Consider the following 21,910-nt stretch of genomic DNA (forward strand, 5'->3'; position numbering starts at 1 on the left):
TCCGGCGGCGCCTTGAAGCGCTCGGCCTCCAGGCGCTTGAGCCAGAGACAGAAGCCGTTGCGCTCCCAGTACAGGATCTTCACCCGGTTGCGCGCCCGGTTGAGGAAGACGAACAGCACCGGATCGAACACCGCCACCCGGATGTCCAGCTCGACCAGGGCGGCGAGGCCGTCGATGGATTTACGGAAGTCGACGGGCTTGGGGTAGAGATAGACCTTTTCGACCTTGGCGTCGGGTCGCATCATGATGACGGGCTCCAGAAAGAAATCGGGAGCACAGCATCTGCGGGCCTTTACCTCGGTTGAAGATGGGGTTCATGGATCACTTACCTTGCTCCCACCGGGAGCCATTGGACGATAGCACTGTAAAAGATCGACACGACCGTCAACAGATGGGGTTTATGGATCGCATTCTAAAGACTGGTGGAACAGCCTGCACTTACCCCGTACTCAACTGCCCTTCTCTTGACATCCTCCATGAATACGTAAATCCCATCAGATTGCTTTTTCAGCAAATCCCTGACATCACCACCTCTAACCCTATTAGCCTTTGCCTCATCCCCCGCCCACAGATGCTTTCCACTATCCAAAACACCAAAATATGCATACTTCTCAGCGAGCACAAAGCCGATGCGCCTCCCCTCAGCGTTATAAATAACAAACCCAACGCGTTTCCAGTCTCCTCTGCCACCCCTCAACCAACTCTTCAGGTTTTCTGGCGTAAACAGCTTGAAGTCGCCACTGTTCTCAAGCGACTGCTCACCAAACATTTCGACCATGCCAGAAAACAGCTTATTCTGGATAAACTGATCAATCAGCTTACTAGCCTCAATCATGAAGGCGTACATTTCCTTTTGTTCCTGCTCAGGCTGCGCCATCATGTATTCATCAAGATTCATAATTTTTTTCCATTTACCCTTACCCTTCAAACGCTCAAGCACCAGCAGGTACTCGTCAAAGGCATTGCGTACTCCACCCAGAGGAGCGATTTCAGCGCACTTCCGGGCCCACTCATTTAATCCCGGAAAATAAGGCAAGTGAACGAATGGCATACGAGTGCCAGGAGCAAGATTTGGCCTACTGCCAGCCGGGAGCTTTGTCTCGTCGTCAGGCACGCCAACCCAATGAAGTACACTATTATCCAGCTCAAAGCCAATAAGGCTTTTTGAATCTACACTTGGACGAACCCTGATCTTTGAAAGGTAGACAATGGCAATACGATCGGAGAGGTCCTCACCTTCGATAAACAGTCTATCCTGAACATATCTGACATATCGCGTTATTTGATAGAGCTGATCCTTTGCATGCACCTTGTTTTCAATGATCAAAGCGCGTGCATCATCGTGAATCAAGAGATCCACACCTCCTTTCTCGCGATTCACCCGAGCGCGCTCTGGATTGATAAACCCTTTCAAACAATTCGGCAACTGATCGAGGAACAACTTCAGGAAGACATTTCCCTGGTAGTGCAACCCCTGAGAATTCAACATTGAGTAGAGAAACCTTGAATGAAGGTTCACTTCGTTTGAAGGCTTGAGCAGCGATGCAATCAAACTGTAGTCATGAACGCCTTCTTTTTTTCGCTGCTCATTAATAGCGAGCATCTGGCGATAATGCCCTAGACACCGCCTGGCAACCGAGCCATCCATTTTTGCTTTCCCTAATCCTTGAATAGAAATTTTGCTTGGGAAGAATATCTGCTTTTGATCGTTTTGATCGCTCCCACGCTTCCGCGTGGGAACGCGACCGCGAGAGTCAGTCCACCCTTCACCCAGCTGCTCCCAAACCAATTCAGGGCCAGTAACAGGAAGACCTGTTATTGCCCAGCCCTAGCCTCATAAACCGGATTTCCCTCAATCTCGAAATAATCCTGACCATAGATAAGCGGGATATACCAAGCCCCGCGCTTGACCGTCACATCCGAAAGGGCAACAGCCCCCGGCGCTTTTTCTATGGCGTTATCCATGGCTTCTTTCATATTCGGATACAAGCCGGTCGGAATGAAGGAAATGATATGGATAACATCCCGGCCCTGGACTCTTCGCCTCGTATCGACACGATGCTCCTCGGATTTGATATCGATATTTTTTGTCGAAGCGACGGTGAAATCACCAATTCGGTTAAGTGCTCGAAGAAAAATAAACCGATATTTTTCCCCTGTATTGCCCGTGCAAGCCTCTGAAATACAGGGGTTAGCCTGGTTCGGAGCAGCAGAAAATCCGGGAAAATTTCGTTCGAGTACTTAACGCAGCCTGGCAGAGCAGACAAGCAAGCACAGACAGCAGCAGCTTTTTCATTTCCAATCCTTTGCTCGTTGATGTGGAGTCGTTCCCATAGGCGCCTGACGATGAGGCGGGCACAGCGCTGAACGAACACGCATGATATCAATTTGGCATCCATTACTCTCATGCCACAGCGTGACGCAGAGTGTCACCCACCCTGCTCCCACGCTGGAGCGTGGGAGCAATCGGGGGAACAGGTACGGATCATCCTCGGGTCGCAGCAATAGGCGGATATCATGCCGGAGCTTGGCGGACTGCTGCGTTGCGGTGAGTCCACCCTGTGCACCGAGCGCTCAAGGCGCCCCGAACAGCGCCGTCCAGTAGATCCCCGCATCGCTCTTCGGATCGATCGCGTAGGCGGCGCCCAGCTCGCTGAACTGCGGGTTCATCAGGTTGGCGCAGTGACCGGGACTGGCCAGCCAGCCGTCGACCACCTTGCTCGCGCTGTCCAGCGCGGCGGCGATGTTCTCGCCGACCAGAGCGCCGCTGTAGCCGGCCAGTTCCGCCCGGTCGCTCGGGGTGCGGCCGTCGCGGTCCTTATGATCGAAGAAGTTGCCGTTGGCCATGGCCCGGCTGTGGCTTTCGGCCGCGGTCGCCAGCGTGGCATTCCAGGCCAGCGGCGCCGCCGCGGCGAAGTGGTGCCCGCCGCACTGGCGAGGCTGCGCGCGGGCGGCGTTGATCTGTTCGAGCACCTTCTGTCCTTCCGCCTGCCAGTCGCCCATGCGCCCGGCCAGCAGCGGCCGCGCCAGCACGATGCGCCAGTCGTGCCCCGCGCGACTGACACCGATATCGACGAACTGCGGGTCCAGCAATACCTGGCAGAAGCTCTGTTGCAACGCCGTCATGGCCGCCTGCGCGTCACGCGGCCCGGACAGGCTGATCGCCTGTGCGTTGACCAGCGGATAGGCAGCGAGGCTCAGGGCCTCCCGCAAGTCCCCGCTATCGCCAGCCGGCAGGACCAGCCGCGGATCGTCCGCCAGCGGCGGCAGCTCCCCGGACGCCTGGCCGGTACAGCGCTGCACCTGCGCTCGGTAGGCGTTGATCGACTCCACCAACTGCGCCTCTTCGCTGGCCCCGGCAGCGACGGCCAACACCAACCCCAGCGACAAAGCGGCAAGCCGCGCCACGAATGAAATAATGCGCATGGAAACCTCCTTGATCTGACTACATCCATGATGCGTGATTGCAGGCCTTTTGATCACACCCAGGGTCCTACGCAAGAACGCAAAACGAGGCGCAGCGAGGTAGCCTGGAGGTTCATGGAGGGCAAAGCTGCGCCGTTGCCCTCCCTACGCACTGCGCAGGGTGCCAGGGGTTGGTAGGGTGGACAACGCTTCGCTTGTCCACCGACCATGGCCGCGGCTGGCGCAAGGCTCAGGGAGGAGCGCATGTCCAATTACCGACGTGCCCGGGTGCCGGGAGCGACCTGGTTCTTCACCGTGAATCTGCACGACCGGCGCAGCGAACTGCTGGTACGGGAGATCGATCTGCTGCGCGCCACGGTGCGGGCGACCCGGGCACGGCATCCCTTCCATATCGATGCCTGGGTGGTGCTGCCGGATCATATGCACTGCCTGTGGATGCTGCCGCCGGGTGACGCGGACTTCGCCTTGCGCTGGCAGGTCATCAAGTTCGGCTTTTCCAGGCGGCTGCCGGCGACCGAGGTGCGCAGCGACACGAACCTGCGCCGGCGCGAGCGTGGGATCTGGCAGCGGCGCTACTGGGAACACCTGATCCGCGACGACCTCGATTACCGGCGGCACTTCGATTACATCCACGTCAATCCGCTCAAGCATGGGCATGTGGCGCGGGTGGCCGACTGGCCGTATTCGAGCTTCCACCGAGCGGTGCGGGAGGATTTGTATCCGTTCGATTGGGGCGGGAGCGTCGAGGTGGCGGGACTGGTGGCCAGGGAAGCTTGAGGCGGACAAGGCTGCGCGTTGTCCGCCCTACGAGGCTGAGGCATTGCGGCCGCCTGGGAAGCCTCGAACGGGGCGGCTATGATCGAGCACCATGAACAGTTCACCGCCGATCCGCCAACCCTGCCCGCCCGGCGCCTGCACCTGCAGGCGCGAGGAGCTGCTGGAAAGCCAGGACGGCGATCTGCGCATCCTGCTGCTGACCCGCCACGAGGAAAAGCGCCTGCTTGAACGCCTGGAAAACCTGCAGAGCCTGGCCGATATCGAGCACATGCAGCAGCGCATGTACGAGCAGCTGGGCATCCGCCTGACCATCGCCCCCAGCCTCAACGAAGTGCGCAGCATGCGCGGCATCGCCATACAGCTCGCCGAGCAGCCTGGACTGTGCCGCATGACTCGCCGGTCGATCCCGGCAGCGATTCGTCGCGCCCTGGAGAGCCGCCCGGAAATCGCCTACCGCCTGCTCGACGCCCACGATCTACTGCACGACACCTGAGCGAGTCGGCCCGGACCTTCGCGGCGGGCAAGACTTCGCCCCCTTTCCGTCCTGCGGGGCTACGCCGAGGGCGTGGCGACGAGCGGTGGACAAGGCTGCGCCGTTGTCCACCCTACGGGGCATCATTCTCCTTCATCGCGTTCCTTGGCTACGGATGGCGGACAAGGCTGCGCCGTTGTCCGCCCTACGGCATCCCTGGCATGCCCACGCATCACGCGAATGCTCCCAAAGCGCGCCGGGCCGCTACAATGGCCGCCCTGTTTCGTACCGATTTCAAAGCCATGTCATTATCCAAGCACCATCTGGAACTGCTGAGCCCGGCACGGGATGTGTCCATTGCCAAGGAGGCCATTCTGCATGGCGCCGATGCCGTGTATATCGGCGGCCCCAGCTTCGGTGCGCGGCACAATGCCGGCAACAGCGTGGCGGACATTGCCGATCTGGTGGAATTCGCCCATCTGTTCCGTGCCCGGGTGTTCGTCACCCTCAACACCATCCTGCATGATGACGAACTGGAGCCGGCCCGCCAGTTGATCCGGCAGCTGTACGATGCGGGTATCGATGCGCTGATCGTGCAGGACATGGGCATCCTGGAGATGGACATTCCGCCCATCGAGCTGCATGCCAGCACGCAAACCGATATTCGCACCCTGGAAAAGGCGAAGTTCCTGGCGGATGCCGGCTTTTCCCAGCTGGTACTGGCGCGTGAGCTCAACCTGCAGGAGGTCCGCGCCATCAGCGCGCAGGTGGACTCGACCATCGAATACTTCATCCATGGCGCGCTGTGCGTGGCGTTTTCCGGGCAGTGCTACATCTCCCACGCGCAGACCGGGCGCAGCGCCAATCGGGGCGACTGCTCGCAGGCCTGTCGCCTGCCGTACACCCTGAAGGACGATCAGGGGCGCGTGGTGGCCTACGACAAGCACCTGCTGTCGATGAAGGACAACAACCAGAGCGACAACCTGCGGGCGCTGATCGATGCCGGCGTGCGCTCTTTCAAGATCGAAGGCCGCTACAAGGACATGAGCTATGTGAAGAACATCACAGCCTATTACCGGCAGCTGCTGGATAAGGTCCTTGACGAGCGTCCTGAGCTGGCCCGCGCCTCCAGCGGCATTACCGAGCACTTCTTCGTGCCGGATCCGGACAAGACCTTCCACCGGGGCAGCACGGATTACTTCGTCAGCGAGCGCAAGATCGATATCGGCGCCTTCGATTCGCCGACCTTCACCGGCCTGCCGGTGGGCGAGATCATCAAGGTCGGCAAGAAGGACCTGATTGCCAATACCCATGAGCCACTCAGCAACGGCGATGGCCTGAACGTGCTGTACAAGCGCGAAGTGGTGGGCTTCCGCGCCAGCATCGTCGAGCAGCTCGGCCAGTTCGAGCAGGACGGCAAGCCCCGCTGGCAGTACCGCATCGAACCCAACGAGATGCCGGCGGAGCTGAAACAGCTGCGCCCGCAGCATGCGCTCAACCGCAACCTGGACCACAACTGGCAGCAGGCGCTGCTGAAGACTTCCGCCGAGCGCCGTGTGGCGGTCAGTTGGCAGGCCCATCTGCGCGAAGAACAGCTCAGCCTGACGGTGACCAGCGAGGAAGGCATCAGCGCCTCGGTGAGCCTGGCCGGGCCGTTCGGTCTGGCGAAGAAGCCGGAGCAGGCACTCGCCCAGTTGAGCGACCTGCTCAGTCAGCTGGGCACCACCATCTACCATGCCGAAGGCGTGGAGATCGACGCGCCGCAGGCCTTCTTCGTCCCCAACTCCCAGCTCAAGTCCCTGCGCCGCGAAGCCATCGATGTGCTGACCGCCGCCCGCCTGGCGGCCCACCCGCGCGGCAGCCGCAAGCCGGTCAGCGTGCCGCCGCCGGTGTATCCGGAATCGCACCTCAGCTTCCTGGCGAATGTGTACAACGAAAAGGCCCGCGCGTTCTATCAGCGCTACGGCGTGCAGCTGATCGATGCGGCCTACGAGGCCCATGAGGAAACCGGCGAAGTGCCGGTGATGATCACCAAGCACTGCCTGCGCTTCTCCTTCAACCTGTGCCCAAAACAGGCCAAGGGCGTGCAGGGCGTGCGCACCAAGGTCGCGCCGATGCAGCTGGTGCATCAGGACGAGGTGCTGACCCTGACCTTCGACTGCAAGGCCTGCGAAATGCACGTCGTCGGCAAGATGAAAGGCCACATCCTCAACCTGCCACAGCCCGGCAGCACGGCAAGCATCGTCGGCCACATCAGCCCCGAGGATCTGGTCAAGACCATCGGGAACAAGCCGCAGAGGTGATCCTGGCTGCTCCTCTGCCTTGAAGGGGCTGATTGATCGCTCCCACGCCACACCGTGACGCAAAGCGTCACTCATTCTGCTCCCACGCAGGAACGCAGGATCACCAACGATCAAGTGCGTAAGTCATATTGATCGTTCCCACACCCCTGCATGGGAACGATCGGTTTCCGGGGCGGTTCAGTAAACACTCCATGTAGCACTGCAAAAAAAACACTACAAAACCGTTGACACCGCCGTGCTTGTCCTTGGATGATGAAATCGCTTCCCTAACAGGGAGCCCTGGTAAGGGTGTTCGCAGTTTGCTCGGCCCACTCGCCGAGCCAGCTCGCGACTGTACTGCCCACAAGGCGGACTGATGAAGTTGACTGGCAGTAATCGTCTTTGGCGGCGAGAAGTGCGGGCGAGACATTCTGATGATGCTTGTGGCTGGCTGTACGAACCCTTGCGGTTCGCTACCCAATATCATCGGGTGCTCGTCCTCTTCCCCCCTCGCGATCCTGTCATGGCTTCTCCAGGCTCTACCTTGTGTAGTTAGCCAAGATCGGCGCTACATAAGGCTCATGTTGTGATCTGAACCTGGCTGGCACGGCATGCAGGCCACCGGCCTGAATCCGAACGACAGCACACGTTTTTCGCGAAACGTTCGATCAATAGAGGACCTTGAACATGAACCTGAACAACACACTCTCCCCCGATGACTTGGCTCGGCTGTTCGCCCAGCACAGAGACAAGGATGAAAGCCATATCCTTTGGGTCAGCGAGTCAGGTGAAGTCCATCTCGATTGTCTTCCGGCAGGCATGGTGGAAGAGGAATTCGAGAAACGCATCCCCAACATGCGCGTCAGGCTCAGAACCTATCGCCGGGGGAAGGGCTACGTCGGGAAAAAGGCCGCGGCTGACAGGGACTTCATCGGGCGCGTTCATCAGACCCTGACGGAACACTGGCGCGTCGCACGGAGCAATCCTGGCGTTTACTATCTGGACAGGTACTGCTGATCGCCTCGGTACGAACTGTGCCTACCCGAACCCGGAGCCAGCGATCCTCCGCCTCCTTCGCTGAAGGGTTTCACCGACTCGGGTAGGCTCGCTCCTTCTCGATCTCTTTGATCCTTGACGTTCCCACGCTCCCGCGTGGGAACGCCGCTCCGGACGCTCCGGCGTCCATCCAGCGGGTTCACAAAGGCACTCATCCACTGACAACCCAACGCCGCCCGCCCCGTACTAGACTGAAATCAACTCCACAACCAAGGCCCACGCCAGGGAGGTGACGATGCACGACCCGCGCATCCCCAACTGATCCATTCCCCCTCCCCGGAGACCACCGCCATGAGCAAAAGCCACGAATCACACAAGAAAGCCAAGAAGAAACCGCTGAAGAACGCCCAGGAAAAACGCCTGGCCAAGCGCGCCAAGAAGTCCGACAACACCCTGCTGGGCAGCCACAGCTCCACGCCCTGAACAGCGGCATGACCCGGCGCCGCGCGCCGGGTCGCAGGCCTGCGCATCGCGCCTGCACGATCCCGACGACTTGCATGGCCACCGCATTAGGGTAGGCTGGGCGCCTTCATTGAACAGGAGCTTCCTCATGGCCCGCGCCACTGCCCGTCATATCCTGGTTTCCACCGAAGCCAAGTGCCTCGAACTGAAAACCACCATCGAAGCCGGCGCCGACTTCGCGCAGGTTGCCCGTGACAACTCCACCTGCCCGTCCGGCCGAGACGGCGGCAACCTCGGCTCGTTCAGCCGGGGCCAGATGGTGAAGGAATTCGACGCCGTGGTGTTCAGTGCCCCGCTCAATGTCGTGCAGGGACCGGTCAAAACCCAGTTCGGCTACCATCTGCTCGAAGTCATCAGCCGTCAGGATTGAGCTGTCTGGCGCCACGCCGAGAAGCCCCGGCGTGGCGCTGACGATCTTGAGCGTTACCACACTGCACCGTGACGCAGAGCGTCACCCATTCTGCTCCCACGCAGTAGCGTAGGAACGATCACTAACGATCAAGTGCGGAAGTCATCAATCTAGTCTTGCAACTGACGGGTGATTCGCTCGAGGCAGGCGGCGAGGCGCTGCTCGACTTCGCGCAGCTGTTGGCCCTGCTGAAGCAGTGGGACGCAGAGGTTGAGTGCCGTAAGCACCAGCAAATCATCTTTACTGGCACTGGGGAATCGCCGCTGGCTCTCCACAAGACGCTCCTGGAGCAACTCTGCGGCCTCCTGCAGGACGCTCCCCTCGCTGGCAGAAGCCCTGATCGAGTAATCGCGCCCGAGAATCGTCAGGACACGGACGCCATTCCCCCTCATGCGGCGCTACTGGCACCGGCACGTTCCACCAGCGCCTGCAAACGGGCGAGAGCAGCGGCCTGCTTTTCTTCCTGTTCAAGGGCTGCCAGCTGAAGGTTGTCGTTCTCCTCCCTGGCCTGGCGCAGTTCCTGCTCAAGCTGGTTGCAGTTTTCGGTCAGCGTCCGGTTTTGTTGCAGCAGATCGGCCACAACGCGTTCGAGTTGCGCGAGGGTTGTTTCAAGCATGGGAAATATCTGAAGCCCGTAGAAAGAGGGGGGGAAGGTTAACCAAGAACACAGGCAAAGGGGAAACTTTTCGATTTCATCATCCGACAGCAGCCGATACGCCGTACGCATCTCGGCTCAGCCGCCACAAGCCGCCGGAATACTTGCCGTTGGTTCGACCAGCAACACGGCGCGCCGGCTCAAGCACTTGTCGCCCAGATCGATGGTTTCAAACTCGCCGGCAGCCCAGCTCATGCGCGTGATCAGGGAGAAAATTCAGTATGTTACGGGATGACTGTGGAATTGGGTTGCTCAAATCCTTTTGCAAGCGGGGCTGTGATCTAGAGCGGCTTCACCCTGACCGGCCATAACCGCAATGACGGATAGAGCATTCGCACTCGCCGGAAGTGAATCGGTCCAGCCGCGTGCCGATAGCCGACCATAAGGCATCGACCGTGCGGGCTGCGGTCTTTCGCAGCAGCACCTTCAGCTTCGCGAACACCTGCCCGCAGGCTTGCCCTCGACGCCATCCCATGAGCACACCTCCCGCGGTTGCCGAACGCAGACTTCCTTTTCAGCTTGGCAGTCCGCTTCAGCCGCGGCCACAACAGCCAGTCAGGTGAAAATGGCTCTAGAAGCACGGGAAGCAGGCCTGCGTTGCGGTCTCTGAAATTGGTGCAAGCTCGGTATCTGGAATAAGTGCCTGTCAGCGCAGGCTGAGCATCTCAGTGGCAAACGTAGCTGCGCGCAGATTGCCGCCAGGGATAGTAGGCAGCAGGCAGAGCAGCGACCTGCTGCCTTGGGACCAGCCCTTACGAAGTGTGGTCTTGTTCGTCGGCAAGGAAATCTTCTTGCAGTAACGCATCCTGATTTTCAGGATCGAGGTTGTCGCCCTGCGGCTGCGTAGCCGTGCGCTTGCTGCGTAATTTACCGTACTGGTGGTTCAAAGCATTGCCGAGTTTGTCGATGGCACCATCCACCGCCAGATCCAGTGACCCGGCTTTATGCGTGACGGAGATCGGCTGCAGCCCCTTGGGCCGGGCCTCTATCTGACAACGTTTGTCATACGAGCCGGCCTTTTCCCCGTTCTCGTCATTCAAATGGATGACAACACGAGTCAATTCGTCGTTAAAACGCTCCAGCTTGCTGGCGACATTGGCACTTACCCACTCTACAAGCCGGGCGCTGCCTTCGATGTGGTTATCGCTGTGAACCTGGATTTGCATACGTCTTCCTTTTCCGTCGTGGGCCACTGCTATTTTTCAAACAGCTTGCGCCACCATCCCACCCTTCGTGCGTTTGGGCAAGGCCGAAATATTTAATCGTTTCAAGCGCGCCCACGACAAGAAGGACCGTACCTAAGCCTTGGCTTTGCTCGGGTTCTGGCTATGGATAAAACCCAGTTCCCGGGCGGCTGTCGCCGCATCACGGAGCAGTGGCGCACCATGCCTGCATCCGCTCAAGCTCCTTGGCATCGTGGCGGCAGAAGCGGCTCAGGCGCTGGCCCGGCGCACTTACGTCCTGGCTGCCAAACCCGCTATCCACCAGCACCAGCCCGTGGTGCTCCGTCACTATCAGCAGGCAGTGGCAGACCAGAGAGGCGGTCAGCCCCTTGCTGAACCCGTCGACCAGGGCGCCACCGAGGGGACACATGCAGCCGCAGTTCAGGTGATGGACATGCATGGAGGGGCTCCTCCGGCCAGATGAGGGCGAGCCGTCGCCGATGCCATGCAGGTGAGAGGTGGATGACGGAAGGAGTTCAGCGAATGGCCTGGACATCGCTGGTGTGCCGTAAGCAGCGGAAACAGGAGGCAGACAAGCCCCCGCCCTCACCGCTTGGCCATTCGCCACAGCTCCGGCCAGTCGTCGGGGTTGCTGCCGGCGCAACGCTGCATCATCAGTGCGGACTGCAACTGGAAACGCTCGCCGTCGAACAGCCAGCTGCCAGCGTCACCGCAATCGGCAAGGCCACGGCCCTTCATGAAGCAGCCCAGTTCCCCTGTACCTTCGTTGTAGTCGACCCAGCCGCCAAGGCTTTCGCCGCCGAGTGGCAGGGGCTCGATGCGCAACGGCTGCTGCGGATAAAGCGCCTTGCGGGCGACCCGGTAGAGGGCGAAGTTACAGTTGTAGGCCGCACATGAAGTCTGGATCAGCACCAGCGCCTCCCGCTCGTTCAGTGCATAGGCTTCGGCCTCGGACTCTTGATTGTCCATGTCGGCTTCCTGCCACTCGTTGCGGGTGGCTGCCATCACCGCCTGGGCGATGCGCTGGCGCTCGGTACCGGCCAGCGGCACGACACCGGGGAAGGGGTGCAGTTGCGGCAGCGGCGGCGCTTCGGGCACCTCGCGGTTGTCGCGCTCGCCAGGGCGGTACAGCGCGCCGCGGGAATCCAGCCGGCCCTGCACCGAGTCCATCAGCAGCAGCGCAGCAGACAGGCCAGCGAGGGAAACCACTGCCTCCTCTCCTGCTGCCACATCCATGCGCAGGGGCTCACCGTTGCGCCACTCGGCCAGCAGGCCGCGCGCCGTGTCGCCTTCGGCGCTGAGGCTCAACTCGTCCTTGCTCGCTTCATGCTGCAGGGCGTCCATCAGCGCATCCGGCAGCAGGCGGTCGTCGGTCGTCGGTCGTCGGTCGTCGGTCGTCGGTCGTCGGTTGACAGCGGGAAGTAGTCGGTCTGCCCGATATAGGTCAGGCGAACCCAGGGCTGTGCCTTGGGTCCCGCATCGCGGCTGACCACCAGCCTGAGCGGGCTGTAGTAGTAGCCAAAGGCTGCGGCGCTGATGGCCTGACAGCTGCGCAGGTTGTCGCAGACCACCACCCAATCCTTGATCCCGCGATACAGCAGCACCGGCTCCGGCGCGGCCAGGACGGCGGTTCCGAGCAGAAGAAGGGGCATCGGCAGCAGGCGCAACATGGGGGCCCCGTTCTTATGGGCGGTTTTGCCGCGCATCTTGCGCTCCGGGCCATGGTGCTACAAGCGCGACCGCTGACTGCTTCTGGCTGTCGCCTGCGGCACGCCCTTCCCCGCTCCTTGCCAGATATCGCTACTTTCCGGCCAATTGCCAGCAGATCCCTGCCGCTACCGCCAGGATAAACAGCGCTCCCCTGATCTATGCTCCCCTCGCCACAATCAAAAACCGGAGGGAAACCCCATGGGTCTGTTCAGCAAGATTCTCAATTCGCTCGGTTTCGGCTCGAAAGCGCAGGCGACGGAGGCAGCGCCCACCAGCACGCCGACGGCGACGCCTGCACCGTCCGCCCCGGCAGACACCGGCATGGTGGATGTGGTGAGCAAGCTGGAAGGAATGGCAGCCGGGCATCCGGAAAAGCTCAACTGGAGAGCTTCCATCGTCGACCTGCTCAAGCTGCTCGATCTGGACAGCAGCCTGCAGGCGCGCAAGGAACTGGCCGGCGAGCTGGGCTGCCCGCCGGAAAAGATGGGCGACTCGGCGCAGATGAACATATGGCTGCACAAGACCGTGCTGCAGAAGCTGGCGGAAAACGGCGGCAACGTGCCGCCCGAGTTGCTGCACCGATAGGCCGGCGCGCCTGACAGCCGCTCTCTCCTGAGGGGATGCGGGCACCGCGCCCCAGGGCAATCGCATGAACGACTTTTCATGGGAGACGACTGCATGGATGCAGGAGGTAGGGCGACGCAGGAAGCCAAAGCCGAGGGGCCGGGGGAGCGGGCAAATGAGCAGCGATGGCTTGTTTTCCCTCTCCCCAGCCCTCTCCCGCACGCGGGAGAGGGAGTGAGCGGCTGCACCTGCCCCTTCATGCGATTGCCCTGCCCCGCACCCGACCGGCAGGTGCCGGCCTGCCCGCGAGGCGCTAGAATCGCCCACTTTCCGTTCCCGGGTCGGCCCGGGACTCAACCGCCACAGCGAGAGAACCGATATGGGCGCCCAGTGGAAAGCCAGACCTAAAGAAATTGCCGCCAACGCCAAGGGCAAAATCTTCGGCAAGCTAGTCAAGGAAATCATGATTGCCGCGCGCAACGGCGCGGATCCGGACATGAACCCCAAGCTGCGCCTGGCGGTGCATCAGGCCAAGAAGGCATCGATGCCCAAGGACACCCTGGAGCGCGCGATCAAGAAAGGTGCGGGCCTCTCCGGCGAGGAGGTCAACTACGAGCGCACCCTCTATGAAGGCTTCGCCCCGCACCACGTGCCGGTGATCGTCGAGTGCCTGACCGACAATGTGAACCGCACCGTGGCGGAAATCCGCGTGCTGTTCCGCAAGGGCCAACTGGGCACCTCGGGCTCGGTGAGCTGGGACTTCGACCACCTTGGCCTGATCGAGGCGACCCCCGAAGGCGGTGCCGATCCGGAACTGGCCGCCATCGAGGCCGGCGCCCAGGACTTCGAGCCTGCCGAGGAAGGCGCCACCCTGTTCTACACCGAGCCGACCGACCTGGACGCCGTCTGCCGCGCCCTGCCGGAGTTCGGTTTCACCGTGCAGTCAGCCCAACTGGGCTACAAGGCGAAGAACCCGGTGAGCCTGTCGGGCGCCGAACTCGAGGAAGTCGAAGCCTTCCTCGAAGCCCTCGACGGTCACGACGATGTGCAGAATGTCTACGTCGGCCTGAGCAGCTGAGCCCTTTCTCATGGATTGCTCCCATGCCGCCCTGTGGGAGCAGCTCCGAACGCTCAGGCACGCTTTCGCCGGGGCCGCTACTCTGGCCCTGTCCCTAGTAAGCTCACTGCACTGCCTGGCGCCTCACATCGCATTGGGCTCCCAGATCAGCTCCCCGTCGTCGCGGACTTCGATTACCTTGGTTAGCGCAGCCTCAGCCACCGCGTCGGCTTCGGAGGCCAGGTCGTAGCGCTGGCCGTTGGCTACATGATGCACGCGGGCGTTTTCGTCGACACCCCGGCGCTTGACGGCGATGACAGCTTCGAAGGCCTCGTCGACAGGAACGGCCGAGGAAATGGCGTCAAACTTGGCGAAATGCTTGCGGGCCATACGGCTCTCCCTTGGTGGTCGCTGTGCAGTAATTAATGGACAACGCAAGCAAGGGAAAGCTTCGACGGCCAGCGGCGACAGCTTCGATTTCGCGAGTTCCCATGCAATGGCCGGCCCCTGAGCGTAGCATTGCTGCTGCATGCCAACCGTTTACTTGCAAATCCGCGCCACGTATAAACGGAACAAACCTCCGCTCAACCTTTAATGCCAACAGGATCTGAACATGTCCGAAAACCCGGTAAACATGGAAATCTTCGACATGGCTGATGAGTTCATCGCCGTTGCCAACCGTCTGCTCGAGGAGGAACAGAAGGATCTGGGGCACATCAGCACCGCCATCCGCTACGCCGCGGCCAGGTTCAGCGCCCACGAAGCCACGTGCCGCTCCGGCGACCTGGCGACCGACAAGGAAAAAGCGCACAGTTGGTACAGCGACCAGTTCAACAAGATGCTGGAGGAAAACCTCGACCAGCATATTGAGATGTCGAAACAGCGCTAAAGAGGCGCCGGACAGGCGAGGCTCCTGCCGAGCCCGCCTGTAGCGGTGTCGATCTCGGCGATATCCCCCCGCTGGAGCTACGCAGGTCGGCGGAACACGACCAGCTTGGCCAGCAGCCTCTGCACCACCTCGCCACGTTGATTCAGCGTCAGGCTTTCCAGGGCGACGATGCCGCATCTGGCCTGGATTGCGACGGTGTGATCGCCTGGATGCAGCTCTCCACATGCAGAATGTCCCCCCGCCCGCATGGGCCTGGGCCAGTCGATCTCGCCGCCGGCACCGATCAGCCCGTCGGCCAGCGGCATGCCGCTGGTGACCAGGAGGCGCATGGTGATGGCTGCGGTATGCCAGCCGCTGGCCGCCAGCCCGCCGAACAGGGTCTGCCTGGCCGCCTCGTCATCCAGATGAAAGGGCTGGGGAACGAACTGCGCGGCGAAGGCCTTGAGACCGGCCTCGTCCAGCACGAACTCGTCGCTGCGAAAACGCGCGCCCGCCACCAGATCGTCCAGGTACAGGGTTGCTTGCCGTCGGCTGTCGTTCATGGTGCATTCCTCTTGTCCCATTGCGGGCATCCTCCCGTGCAGGCCTGCCCCATGGCCTGTTAACACTACTCTCCGCGAGCCGCGTTGCCGCGCCAAATGGTGCCAGGCGAGGCGCGGGACGCAGGGAATGGCATTCCCTTGCCAAGTCCCGCAACGACGCATGGCGCCATTTGGCGCGCAACCCGCAGGGACGGGCCTGTTTTTGCGCGGTGTGTCGTTGCTCGTCGTTCGTTTGGAATGACCAAACTTCTCTCCTCGCGCCTAACCCCGCGCAAAAACAGGCTCCGTCGTGGCCGCGCGGAGTAGTGTTAACAGGTAATAGCACTACAGTTGCATATTTAGCCTTCATCTGCCTTGCTTGATGTATTCCCTTGCCTGGGAGAGACCGGATGACAAGTGCATCGTTCGAGACAACCCTGGAGCTGTGGGCTTCATCGCTGCGCGAAGTCAAGGCGCGTATGCGCCCTCTGTTTACCCAGGAGCGGGGGGCGGCCTCTGCCGGCTGGTTCCTCGATGGCCTGCTGGGCAACGAGCCACGCAAGACCGGCTGGATGCGCGCCGAGGCCGCCGGCGATCCCGGCCCCTGGCGTCAGCAGGCCATTCTCGGCCGCGGCCGCGGGGAGGCCGATGCCCTGCGTGATCTGGTGCGCGCCTATGTGCTCGAGCATCTGGCCGACGACGAGGCCGTCCTGGTTCTGGACGAGACCGGCTTTCTCAAGCAGGGTCACGCCTCCTGCGGCGTGGCCCGCCAGTACAGCGGGTCGGCCGGCAAGATCACCAACTGCCAGATCGGTGTTTTCGCGGCCTATGTCTCGCGTCACGGGCATGCCTTCATCGACCGGGCGCTGTATCTGCCCGAAGCCTGGACGGATGATCCCTTGCGTCTGGCTGCCGCCCAGGTACTGAAAGGTATCGGGTTTTCAACCAGACCCCGGATGGCCCAGGACATGATCGAGCGGGCCATCGCGGCGAATACGCCTTTTGCCTGGGTGGCTGCCGACAGCGTCTACGGCGTGGGTCATCTCGAGACCGCCCTGCGACGTGCCGGGAAGGGCTACGTGTTGGGTGTCAAGGGCACTCATACCGTCAAGGCCTGGATTGACAGGCCCTGGATCTCCGGCACGGCCGAGCAGGTGGCGCAGGCGTTACCGCTTTCGGCCTGGAGATGCTGCTCGGCAGGCGAAGGCACTCAGGGACCACGTCTGCACGAGTGGGCCTATCTGGAACTGGCAGACCTGGAGGCCAGTGACTATGGCCTATCCGCGACAGGACTGTGGACACGGGGCCTGCTGATTCGCCGCCGCCTGGTCGATGGAGAGCTGACCTATTTCACCACCTGGGCGCCGGCTGGAACGCCCCTGGAAAAGCTGGCCTGGGTAGAAGGGCATCGTTGGGCGATCGAAAGTGCCTTCGAAACGGCCAAGCACGCGTGGGGGCTCGATCATAACGAGACCCGCTCCTGGCATGGCTGGCATCGCCATGTGTCGCTGGCCATGCTGGCGTTTGCCCTGCTGGCCGCGATCCGCCACCGTGCCAATGCCCTGCCGTGCTCAAAAAACAGACACAGCCTCTCGTCCCCGTGCAGAGTTGATCCGCTGGTCCATGCAGGAAATCCGCCGCATCGCCACCCGCCTGGCACAGCGCCTGATCGATCCGGCACAGATCATTGCCTGGTCATGTTGGCGAAGGGCTCATCAGGCCGGGGCCAGGCGGGCTCATCTCATTTCCAAAATGCAACTGTAGTGCTAGAGCAAGGGCATGGTATAGGTGACGACCAGGCGGTTCTCGTCGAGGTCGTTGCCCCTGCCGTCGTTGCGCAGCGTGGCGTTGCGCCATTGCAGGCTGAGGTTCTTGAGGGGGCCGCTCTGGAACACGTAGTCGATATAGGTGTCGCGCTCCCACTCCTCCCCCTTGCTGCCATCGGCCCGGCGGATGTCGCGACCGCTGATGTAGCGGGTCATGAAATTCAGTCCCGGAATGCCCAGGGCGGCGAAGTCGTAGGTGTAGCGCACCTGCCAGGACTTTTCGCCGGGGTTGGCGAAGTCGTTCACCTGGGCGAAGTTGACCAGATAGGGGTCGGTTCCTGTGATGTAGGCGAAGCCGGTGTCGCCGATCATCTTCTGATAGCCCAGGCCGAAGCTGTGGGCCGCCAGCTTGTAGACGAACATGGCGTTGATCGCCTTGTTGTCCACGTTGCTGTCGCCGTCGTCGGAGGAGCGCGCGAAGCGCAGGTCCGTCGCCAGGGACTGTCCGGCAACGATGGGCAGCAGATGGTTCAGGGTGAAGAAATGCTGGTGGTAGTTGTTGTCCAGGTTGGCGTAGTCGTAGGCGGTGGTCAGGTTGTCGCTCCACTTGTACTTGGCCCCGGCGAAGTCGAACTGGTCGGTGGCATCCAGTCCCCTCATGCCCTTGTTGTTCATGGTGATGTCTTCGCTGGCACTGGAGTTGCGCTCGATCAGGTGGGTCAGGCGACCGACATTCAGGGTCAGGCCGTCGATCTCCTGGGAAACCAGGCTCCCGCCACGGAAGTAGGTGGGGAACAGGCGCGTCTCGTTGGGCATGACCGTCGGCATCCTGGGAAACAGGCTGCCGTAGCGCAGCAGGCTCTGGGAGTAGCGCAGCTTGAGCGTGGCGCCCACCTTGCCGTAATCGTTGGGCACGTCGCCGTCGTTGTGCACCGGCAGCAGGCCGGTGCCCGCCCGGCCGGGACTGGAGTCGAGGCGGATGCCCCACATGCCGACGGCATCAATGCCGAAGCCCAGTGCGCCTTCGGTGAAGCCGGATTCGTAATTCAGGATGAAGCCCTGGGCCCATTCGTCGGCGTGGGACTGTCCCGTGCTGCTGCCGCCCTCCTGGCGGAAATCGCGGTTGTAGTAGTAGTTGCGTATCAGCAGGCTGGCCTTGCTGTCGGCGAAGAAGTCGGCCAGTACCGGCGAGGGCGTGCCGCCGGCCAGCGCCAGGCCGGAAAGGGGAAACATCATGCTCCTGAGGTGGGGAGACTTGAACATCGCATCGGGGTCCTTCTGTCTTGTTGTTCTTGTCGGGCACGGTGGGCATCGCCACCGCTCGGCCATGACCGGCCGCCGCGCCGGGTAACCGCGCAGGCAAAGGCTGGCCGTCACGCCCATTCGGCCGAATCGGGCGAGTTCCGCTTCGGATCGGTGTCCACGGCAGGGCCGGCGACGTGCCTGTCGCTTGCGAGCCGGCCGTACCGGCTCAGCGCAGCGACAGAGCGACGCCCGGCATCCCGAGGGGCAGCCGGCTCAGGCGGGATCGATGGAAATTCGGCAGGAGCTCCGGGCCTGGCCGGAGAGCGGAGTAGCGAAAGGCTGACTGTTCCGGCCATGAACGCCGGAGCCGGATCGGCGGGGATACGACTGTTCAGGCCACCGCCATGGCCCTCGGTCGCTGGAGACATTCCCGTGGGAAGGACTGCTTTCCATGCTTGCATGAGTCTTTTTTCCGAATGATTGTTGTGAACTCATTGCCAGAACTACTGCCCGCCATGGGGTTGGCCGGATCGCCAGCCAGGCGGAGTGGCATTAGAGTGGCTGGCGGGCAAGGGCGCGACAATAACGCTTGCAGCCTAATCCTTGACATTAACGGACAGGAGATCGCGGCAAAGCCTTTGCGACACCGGGGATCGCGGTGGTCAGGGGTGGAAAAGCACCTTGCGGCTTTTCCACCCGATCCTGAGGCGAGGATGCCAGCCGTTCAGGCGACCTGGGGAAAGAGCGGCTTGCCATGGTCGAGGCACTGGTCGACCAGCCACTTGCCGTGGGCGATGGAGGCGTGCTGAGCCTGCTCCAGCTCGGCCATGAAGGCGTACCCGAGCGGCAGGGGCAGCCGCCGGGTGGTGCGGCCGTCGGGTGCGGTGATATGGCAGCCGCCGGCCCAGGGCATCGGGCTGCCCTCATGCTCCAGGACGTCGGCGGTGATGGTGTGGTCGCGGTAGGTGCATTGCATCAGGGTCATGGTCTGAACCTCGCTGTCTGCAGGCCGCCCGCGGGTCGGCCGACGGCATCCGCTTCGTTGGCACGGCCGGCGATACGGCCCGGATGGCGCCGCCGGATTTCGGCAGCTCAAGCGCCGGCAGGGATCGCAGTCCTTGCGCCCTCCTCCTGTCCAGAGAGGGTATAGCACAGGCCATTGCCGGCGAGCCGCCGTCAGTCGGCAGCCGGCTTGGCGGTCTTCTATAGTTGCTGGTGAACCAGGCAGCGACTCGGTCTTTGATTGATTTCCAGGGTACGGAGCCGAAGCTCCCTGACGTTCAGGCACCGCCATAACAGGATGCAACTCAAGCGCGGGAGAAAAAACTCATGTCTGATATGGATCACAGACCGGGAGTTCACGAAGCCTACCTGGTGAAGCGTCATCTCAAACTCGAAGCGCTGAATGCAGTCCGGGCCGCAGCCATTGCGCAGGAGATCGATCAGTTGCTGGGCGTGGACAGCGTCGCACTCGACAAGGCCACCGGCCGTCTGGATGTCGCCTACGATGCCTCGCACATGCGCATCGAGCAGGTGGAGGAGATCGTACGCAAACACGGTAGCGATCTCGATCATGGCTGGTGGACGCACTTCAAGGAGGGCTGGTACCGCTTCACCGACCAGAACCTCAGGGACAACGCCCATCACGAGCCCTGGTCCCACCACAAGGTACTGCCCAGGAGATAAGGGCTGCGAAAAAACAGGCGGCGCAACGACCGCCGCGCGGGACCCCGTCCGCGCTGACCAACGCCATTCGCCCGCCAGGCTTCCTGCCGATGGCCTGGCGGGCCAAGTGCGGCCGCTTCCCTGCCCTGCCAAAACCTATACAATCCCCGCCCCTTTCATCCCTGTACCGGAGGAGTCCTCATGAGCACCCTGCCGCCCTGCCCCAAATGCGCTTCCGAATACACCTACGAGGACGGCACGCAGCTGGTCTGCCCGGAATGCGCCCATGAGTGGTCCGCTGATGAGACGACCAAGGCGACGGCCGAAGGCGACAAGGTTATCAAGGACTCGGTCGGCAACGTCCTGCAGGACGGCGATACCGTCACCGTGATCAAGGATCTGAAAGTCAAGGGCTCGTCCCTGGTGGTGAAGGTCGGCACCAAGGTGAAGAACATCCGTCTGTGCGACGGCGATCACGACATCGACTGCAAGATCGACGGGATCGGCGCGATGAAGCTGAAGTCGGAGTTCGTGAAAAAAGTTTGAAGCGAGGAGCCGGGAGCATTGCGCTCAAGGGCGCCGCCACCCGGCATCTCCTGGATGGGCAGGGCGCAAGCCGTAACCCATCCACAGCCGCAGGTGCTTTCTCTGGCAGCGTCGCCGCCGACCACCCGCGGCAAGCGGAAACTGCCACTGGCAGCTCCCGGCGCCTGCCAAAAGAACCGATCAGACGAAGTCTTCGTCGTCCCCGCCGAAGAAATCGCCACCTTCCTCGCCACTGTCAGCGAAGTAGTCCTCTTCCGGTGCCTGGCTCTCTTCCGCGATCTGGGGTGCCGGCTCCGCTGCCGGCTCGTGCGCGGCCTCGGTTGCGGCCACCTGCTCCTCGTCCCCCTGGAACAGGTCCATCAGCACGTTCCCCAGCACCATACCGCCGGCCACGCCGGCAGCGGTCTGCAGGGCCCCGGAAAGGAAGCCGCCACCGCCCGCCTGGGGAGCATAAGCGCCGCGCTGGAAGCCCGGCTGCTGGCCGAAGCCACCCTGGTTGCCGTGGCCGGGCTCGCTCCACCCCGAAGTCGCCGGACGGGCCGCCGGCTGCGGGCGAGCGACGGGCTGCTGGGGCTGCGGCTCGCTGCGGCCACCGCCGAACAGACCGGCCAGGAAGCCGCCGCCGCTCTGCTGGCGGCTGGCGCTCTGGGCCTGCTGCTTCAGCTGTTCGATCTGCGCCTCCAGCTCCTTGGTGCGACCGTCGAGCTGCTGGATGGCGTTTTCCTGGACGATGATCGCCTGGGCCATGTAGTAGGGAGCAGCCGGCTGACGGGCAACGTGCTCCCTGATTACGCCTTCAGCCTGTGGATCGCGCGACGCGGATTGGCCTTCGACATCGCGGAGGCGGGAAAACAGGCCATCGATCAGATTCTTTTCTTCAGACTGCATGGTTTTCTCTTGACTGGGTTGCCGATAGAAGATCGCATACCCGAAAAGTATGCGCGACCTACATATAAGGTCAAATACTGGAAAATCAAACGCACTTCGTGTCGAAACTTTGCAAAACCTTGAAAGTGGACGCCAAAATCCATAAAAATCAGCAAATTTTAAGCAAAAAGCAGAGAACTGGCATAAATTGCCAAACCGGAAAATATAGCGCAATACTGCAATCCCGCCTTGGGAATGTCAAAGCTCAGCTATTACAAAACTTGTCCTCCAAGTGGCTGCATGTAATTGAACTGAATGCCATGCAGCCAACAATAAAAGCCGCCTGATCTGAAAACA

Annotated in this window: 28 protein-coding genes and 2 pseudogenes; 14 read left to right on the forward strand and 16 right to left on the reverse strand. The window is 61.7% G+C overall.

The genetic code is table 11. The annotated features are described in order from the left end of the window. The 3 genes from tnpB to ACYVD0_RS17470 form a co-directional block, all read right to left on the reverse strand. Window positions 1-245, reverse strand: a 245-nt coding sequence (gene tnpB / locus ACYVD0_RS17460) for an IS66 family insertion sequence element accessory protein TnpB (RefSeq protein WP_460427986.1), incomplete at its 3' end; no start/stop codon positions are given. A gap of 167 nt (window positions 246-412) precedes the next feature. Further along, a complete protein-coding gene (locus ACYVD0_RS17465; protein ID WP_460427987.1) occupies window positions 413-1,648 on the reverse strand; it encodes a PDDEXK-like family protein in 1,236 nt (411 codons plus the stop codon). A 167-nt stretch (window positions 1,649-1,815) separates the two neighbouring features. After that, window positions 1,816-1,965 carry a hypothetical protein gene (locus tag ACYVD0_RS17470; protein WP_460427988.1) on the reverse strand — a complete coding sequence of 50 codons (150 nt, stop codon included), beginning with the start codon at window positions 1,963-1,965 and terminating at the stop codon, window positions 1,816-1,818. 48 nt (window positions 1,966-2,013) lie between these two features. Between ACYVD0_RS17470 and ACYVD0_RS17475 the strand changes: the two genes are divergently transcribed. Next, entirely contained in the window at window positions 2,014-2,181 is a 168-nt protein-coding gene (locus ACYVD0_RS17475) for a hypothetical protein (protein WP_460427989.1), read from the forward strand. Window positions 2,182-2,574: 393 nt separating this feature from the next. Here ACYVD0_RS17475 and ACYVD0_RS17480 read toward each other — a convergent pair whose 3' ends face one another. Beyond that, window positions 2,575-3,426, reverse strand: coding sequence for a CAP domain-containing protein (locus tag ACYVD0_RS17480; protein ID WP_460427990.1), 852 nt, complete (start codon window positions 3,424-3,426; stop codon window positions 2,575-2,577). Window positions 3,427-3,669: 243 nt separating this feature from the next. On the opposite strand from ACYVD0_RS17480, the gene ACYVD0_RS17485 reads away from it, so the two are divergent. The 6 genes from ACYVD0_RS17485 to ACYVD0_RS17510 all read left to right on the forward strand — a co-directional run bounded on the left by ACYVD0_RS17485 (window position 3,670) and on the right by ACYVD0_RS17510 (window position 8,845). Beyond that, window positions 3,670-4,203: an REP-associated tyrosine transposase gene (locus ACYVD0_RS17485; protein ID WP_460427991.1), complete on the forward strand. Its 534-nt coding sequence runs from the start codon at window positions 3,670-3,672 to the stop codon at window positions 4,201-4,203. A 91-nt stretch (window positions 4,204-4,294) separates the two neighbouring features. Beyond that, window positions 4,295-4,696 (forward strand): hypothetical protein, encoded by a 402-nt coding sequence (locus ACYVD0_RS17490; RefSeq protein ID WP_460427992.1) that lies wholly within the window; start codon window positions 4,295-4,297, stop codon window positions 4,694-4,696. Between the two features lie 281 nt (window positions 4,697-4,977). Then, on the forward strand, window positions 4,978-6,978 hold the full coding sequence (locus tag ACYVD0_RS17495; RefSeq protein ID WP_460427993.1) for a peptidase U32 family protein: 2,001 nt from the start codon (window positions 4,978-4,980) through the stop codon (window positions 6,976-6,978). Between the two features lie 666 nt (window positions 6,979-7,644). Further along, entirely contained in the window at window positions 7,645-7,974 is a 330-nt protein-coding gene (locus ACYVD0_RS17500) for a hypothetical protein (protein WP_460427994.1), read from the forward strand. 330 nt (window positions 7,975-8,304) lie between these two features. Continuing rightward, entirely contained in the window at window positions 8,305-8,436 is a 132-nt protein-coding gene (locus ACYVD0_RS17505) for a hypothetical protein (protein ID WP_460427995.1), read from the forward strand. A gap of 127 nt (window positions 8,437-8,563) precedes the next feature. Beyond that, window positions 8,564-8,845: a peptidylprolyl isomerase gene (locus tag ACYVD0_RS17510; protein ID WP_460427996.1), complete on the forward strand. Its 282-nt coding sequence runs from the start codon at window positions 8,564-8,566 to the stop codon at window positions 8,843-8,845. A gap of 149 nt (window positions 8,846-8,994) precedes the next feature. Here the strand turns inward: ACYVD0_RS17510 and ACYVD0_RS17515 are convergent, their stop codons facing one another. From ACYVD0_RS17515 to ACYVD0_RS17545, 7 genes and pseudogenes are all read right to left on the reverse strand, one after another. Further along, entirely contained in the window at window positions 8,995-9,276 is a 282-nt protein-coding gene (locus ACYVD0_RS17515; RefSeq protein ID WP_460427997.1) for a cell division protein ZapA, read from the reverse strand. After that, window positions 9,273-9,500 carry a hypothetical protein gene (locus ACYVD0_RS17520; protein ID WP_460427998.1) on the reverse strand — a complete coding sequence of 76 codons (228 nt, stop codon included), beginning with the start codon at window positions 9,498-9,500 and terminating at the stop codon, window positions 9,273-9,275. The genes ACYVD0_RS17515 and ACYVD0_RS17520 overlap by 4 nt, the downstream gene beginning before the upstream one ends. A 117-nt stretch (window positions 9,501-9,617) precedes the next feature. Next, window positions 9,618-9,734, reverse strand: coding sequence for a transposase DNA-binding-containing protein (locus ACYVD0_RS17525; protein ID WP_460427999.1), 117 nt, complete (start codon window positions 9,732-9,734; stop codon window positions 9,618-9,620). A 557-nt stretch (window positions 9,735-10,291) separates the two neighbouring features. Continuing rightward, entirely contained in the window at window positions 10,292-10,705 is a 414-nt protein-coding gene (locus tag ACYVD0_RS17530) for an HPF/RaiA family ribosome-associated protein (protein ID WP_460428000.1), read from the reverse strand. Window positions 10,706-10,958: 253 nt separating this feature from the next. Next, window positions 10,959-11,162, reverse strand: a pseudogene (locus ACYVD0_RS17535) (MBL fold metallo-hydrolase); the annotation flags it as partial. Between the two features lie 146 nt (window positions 11,163-11,308). Next, window positions 11,309-12,067 (reverse strand): DUF1176 domain-containing protein, encoded by a 759-nt coding sequence (locus ACYVD0_RS17540; protein WP_460428001.1) that lies wholly within the window; start codon window positions 12,065-12,067, stop codon window positions 11,309-11,311. Beyond that, a complete protein-coding gene (locus ACYVD0_RS17545; protein WP_460428002.1) occupies window positions 12,067-12,429 on the reverse strand; it encodes a DUF1176 domain-containing protein in 363 nt (120 codons plus the stop codon). Before ACYVD0_RS17545 ends, ACYVD0_RS17540 begins: the two co-directional genes overlap by 1 nt. 202 nt (window positions 12,430-12,631) lie before the next feature. Here ACYVD0_RS17545 and ACYVD0_RS17550 point away from each other — a divergent pair, with 202 nt between their 5' ends. Further along, entirely contained in the window at window positions 12,632-13,018 is a 387-nt protein-coding gene (locus ACYVD0_RS17550; RefSeq protein ID WP_460428003.1) for a DUF3597 domain-containing protein, read from the forward strand. 358 nt (window positions 13,019-13,376) lie between these two features. After that, window positions 13,377-14,075 (forward strand): YebC/PmpR family DNA-binding transcriptional regulator, encoded by a 699-nt coding sequence (locus tag ACYVD0_RS17555; protein WP_460428004.1) that lies wholly within the window; start codon window positions 13,377-13,379, stop codon window positions 14,073-14,075. A gap of 123 nt (window positions 14,076-14,198) precedes the next feature. Here ACYVD0_RS17555 and ACYVD0_RS17560 read toward each other — a convergent pair whose 3' ends face one another. Further along, on the reverse strand, window positions 14,199-14,444 hold the full coding sequence (locus tag ACYVD0_RS17560) for a hypothetical protein (protein ID WP_460428005.1): 246 nt from the start codon (window positions 14,442-14,444) through the stop codon (window positions 14,199-14,201). A 223-nt stretch (window positions 14,445-14,667) separates the two neighbouring features. On the opposite strand from ACYVD0_RS17560, the gene ACYVD0_RS17565 reads away from it, so the two are divergent. Further along, entirely contained in the window at window positions 14,668-14,943 is a 276-nt protein-coding gene (locus ACYVD0_RS17565; protein WP_460428006.1) for a DUF3144 domain-containing protein, read from the forward strand. A 77-nt stretch (window positions 14,944-15,020) separates the two neighbouring features. Here the strand turns inward: ACYVD0_RS17565 and ACYVD0_RS17570 are convergent, their stop codons facing one another. Beyond that, entirely contained in the window at window positions 15,021-15,485 is a 465-nt protein-coding gene (locus ACYVD0_RS17570; RefSeq protein ID WP_460428007.1) for a MaoC/PaaZ C-terminal domain-containing protein, read from the reverse strand. 389 nt (window positions 15,486-15,874) lie between these two features. Between ACYVD0_RS17570 and ACYVD0_RS17575 the strand changes: the two are divergent. Continuing rightward, window positions 15,875-17,133 (forward strand): annotated as a pseudogene (locus tag ACYVD0_RS17575) (IS701 family transposase). Between the two features lie 97 nt (window positions 17,134-17,230). Here the strand turns inward: ACYVD0_RS17575 and ACYVD0_RS17580 are convergent. Both ACYVD0_RS17580 and ACYVD0_RS17585 read right to left on the reverse strand, forming a co-directional pair. After that, window positions 17,231-18,493, reverse strand: coding sequence for an OprD family porin (locus ACYVD0_RS17580; RefSeq protein WP_460428008.1), 1,263 nt, complete (start codon window positions 18,491-18,493; stop codon window positions 17,231-17,233). 706 nt (window positions 18,494-19,199) lie between these two features. Then, on the reverse strand, window positions 19,200-19,460 hold the full coding sequence (locus ACYVD0_RS17585; RefSeq protein WP_460428009.1) for a hypothetical protein: 261 nt from the start codon (window positions 19,458-19,460) through the stop codon (window positions 19,200-19,202). Between the two features lie 344 nt (window positions 19,461-19,804). Here ACYVD0_RS17585 and ACYVD0_RS17590 point away from each other — a divergent pair, with 344 nt between their 5' ends. Next, complete coding sequence (locus tag ACYVD0_RS17590; RefSeq protein ID WP_460428010.1) at window positions 19,805-20,161, forward strand: heavy-metal-associated domain-containing protein; 357 nt, start codon at window positions 19,805-19,807, stop codon at window positions 20,159-20,161. Between the two features lie 180 nt (window positions 20,162-20,341). Further along, window positions 20,342-20,686: an alkylphosphonate utilization protein gene (locus ACYVD0_RS17595; RefSeq protein WP_460428011.1), complete on the forward strand. Its 345-nt coding sequence runs from the start codon at window positions 20,342-20,344 to the stop codon at window positions 20,684-20,686. Between the two features lie 180 nt (window positions 20,687-20,866). On the opposite strand, the gene ACYVD0_RS17600 is transcribed toward ACYVD0_RS17595, so the two are convergent. Then, a complete protein-coding gene (locus tag ACYVD0_RS17600; RefSeq protein ID WP_460428012.1) occupies window positions 20,867-21,574 on the reverse strand; it encodes a DUF2076 domain-containing protein in 708 nt (235 codons plus the stop codon). Window positions 21,575-21,699: 125 nt separating this feature from the next. On the opposite strand from ACYVD0_RS17600, the gene ACYVD0_RS17605 reads away from it, so the two are divergent. Beyond that, entirely contained in the window at window positions 21,700-21,900 is a 201-nt protein-coding gene (locus tag ACYVD0_RS17605; RefSeq protein WP_460428013.1) for a hypothetical protein, read from the forward strand. Window positions 21,901-21,910 lie beyond the last annotated feature (10 nt).

The organism is Azotobacter armeniacus (genome assembly GCF_054779355.1).

Bases quoted from the DNA above. Each gene is read 5' to 3' on its own strand.
- ACYVD0_RS17465 (WP_460427987.1), bottom strand. From the start codon at position 1,648: ATGGATGGCTCGGTTGCCAGGCGGTGTCTAGGGCATTATCGCCAGATG.
- ACYVD0_RS17470 (WP_460427988.1), bottom strand. From the start codon at position 1,965: ATGGATAACGCCATAGAAAAAGCGCCGGGGGCTGTTGCCCTTTCGGAT.
- ACYVD0_RS17475 (WP_460427989.1), top strand. From the start codon at position 2,014: ATGGATAACATCCCGGCCCTGGACTCTTCGCCTCGTATCGACACGATG.
- ACYVD0_RS17480 (WP_460427990.1), bottom strand. From the start codon at position 3,426: ATGCGCATTATTTCATTCGTGGCGCGGCTTGCCGCTTTGTCGCTGGGG.
- ACYVD0_RS17485 (WP_460427991.1), top strand. From the start codon at position 3,670: ATGTCCAATTACCGACGTGCCCGGGTGCCGGGAGCGACCTGGTTCTTC.
- ACYVD0_RS17490 (WP_460427992.1), top strand. From the start codon at position 4,295: ATGAACAGTTCACCGCCGATCCGCCAACCCTGCCCGCCCGGCGCCTGC.
- ACYVD0_RS17495 (WP_460427993.1), top strand. From the start codon at position 4,978: ATGTCATTATCCAAGCACCATCTGGAACTGCTGAGCCCGGCACGGGAT.
- ACYVD0_RS17500 (WP_460427994.1), top strand. From the start codon at position 7,645: ATGAACCTGAACAACACACTCTCCCCCGATGACTTGGCTCGGCTGTTC.
- ACYVD0_RS17505 (WP_460427995.1), top strand. From the start codon at position 8,305: ATGAGCAAAAGCCACGAATCACACAAGAAAGCCAAGAAGAAACCGCTG.
- ACYVD0_RS17510 (WP_460427996.1), top strand. From the start codon at position 8,564: ATGGCCCGCGCCACTGCCCGTCATATCCTGGTTTCCACCGAAGCCAAG.
- ACYVD0_RS17515 (WP_460427997.1), bottom strand. From the start codon at position 9,276: ATGAGGGGGAATGGCGTCCGTGTCCTGACGATTCTCGGGCGCGATTAC.
- ACYVD0_RS17520 (WP_460427998.1), bottom strand. From the start codon at position 9,500: ATGCTTGAAACAACCCTCGCGCAACTCGAACGCGTTGTGGCCGATCTG.
- ACYVD0_RS17525 (WP_460427999.1), bottom strand. From the start codon at position 9,734: ATGAGCTGGGCTGCCGGCGAGTTTGAAACCATCGATCTGGGCGACAAG.
- ACYVD0_RS17530 (WP_460428000.1), bottom strand. From the start codon at position 10,705: ATGCAAATCCAGGTTCACAGCGATAACCACATCGAAGGCAGCGCCCGG.
- ACYVD0_RS17540 (WP_460428001.1), bottom strand. From the start codon at position 12,067: ATGGACGCCCTGCAGCATGAAGCGAGCAAGGACGAGTTGAGCCTCAGC.
- ACYVD0_RS17545 (WP_460428002.1), bottom strand. From the start codon at position 12,429: ATGCGCGGCAAAACCGCCCATAAGAACGGGGCCCCCATGTTGCGCCTG.
- ACYVD0_RS17550 (WP_460428003.1), top strand. From the start codon at position 12,632: ATGGGTCTGTTCAGCAAGATTCTCAATTCGCTCGGTTTCGGCTCGAAA.
- ACYVD0_RS17555 (WP_460428004.1), top strand. From the start codon at position 13,377: ATGGGCGCCCAGTGGAAAGCCAGACCTAAAGAAATTGCCGCCAACGCC.
- ACYVD0_RS17560 (WP_460428005.1), bottom strand. From the start codon at position 14,444: ATGGCCCGCAAGCATTTCGCCAAGTTTGACGCCATTTCCTCGGCCGTT.
- ACYVD0_RS17565 (WP_460428006.1), top strand. From the start codon at position 14,668: ATGTCCGAAAACCCGGTAAACATGGAAATCTTCGACATGGCTGATGAG.
- ACYVD0_RS17570 (WP_460428007.1), bottom strand. From the start codon at position 15,485: ATGAACGACAGCCGACGGCAAGCAACCCTGTACCTGGACGATCTGGTG.
- ACYVD0_RS17580 (WP_460428008.1), bottom strand. From the start codon at position 18,493: ATGTTCAAGTCTCCCCACCTCAGGAGCATGATGTTTCCCCTTTCCGGC.
- ACYVD0_RS17585 (WP_460428009.1), bottom strand. From the start codon at position 19,460: ATGACCCTGATGCAATGCACCTACCGCGACCACACCATCACCGCCGAC.
- ACYVD0_RS17590 (WP_460428010.1), top strand. From the start codon at position 19,805: ATGTCTGATATGGATCACAGACCGGGAGTTCACGAAGCCTACCTGGTG.
- ACYVD0_RS17595 (WP_460428011.1), top strand. From the start codon at position 20,342: ATGAGCACCCTGCCGCCCTGCCCCAAATGCGCTTCCGAATACACCTAC.
- ACYVD0_RS17600 (WP_460428012.1), bottom strand. From the start codon at position 21,574: ATGCAGTCTGAAGAAAAGAATCTGATCGATGGCCTGTTTTCCCGCCTC.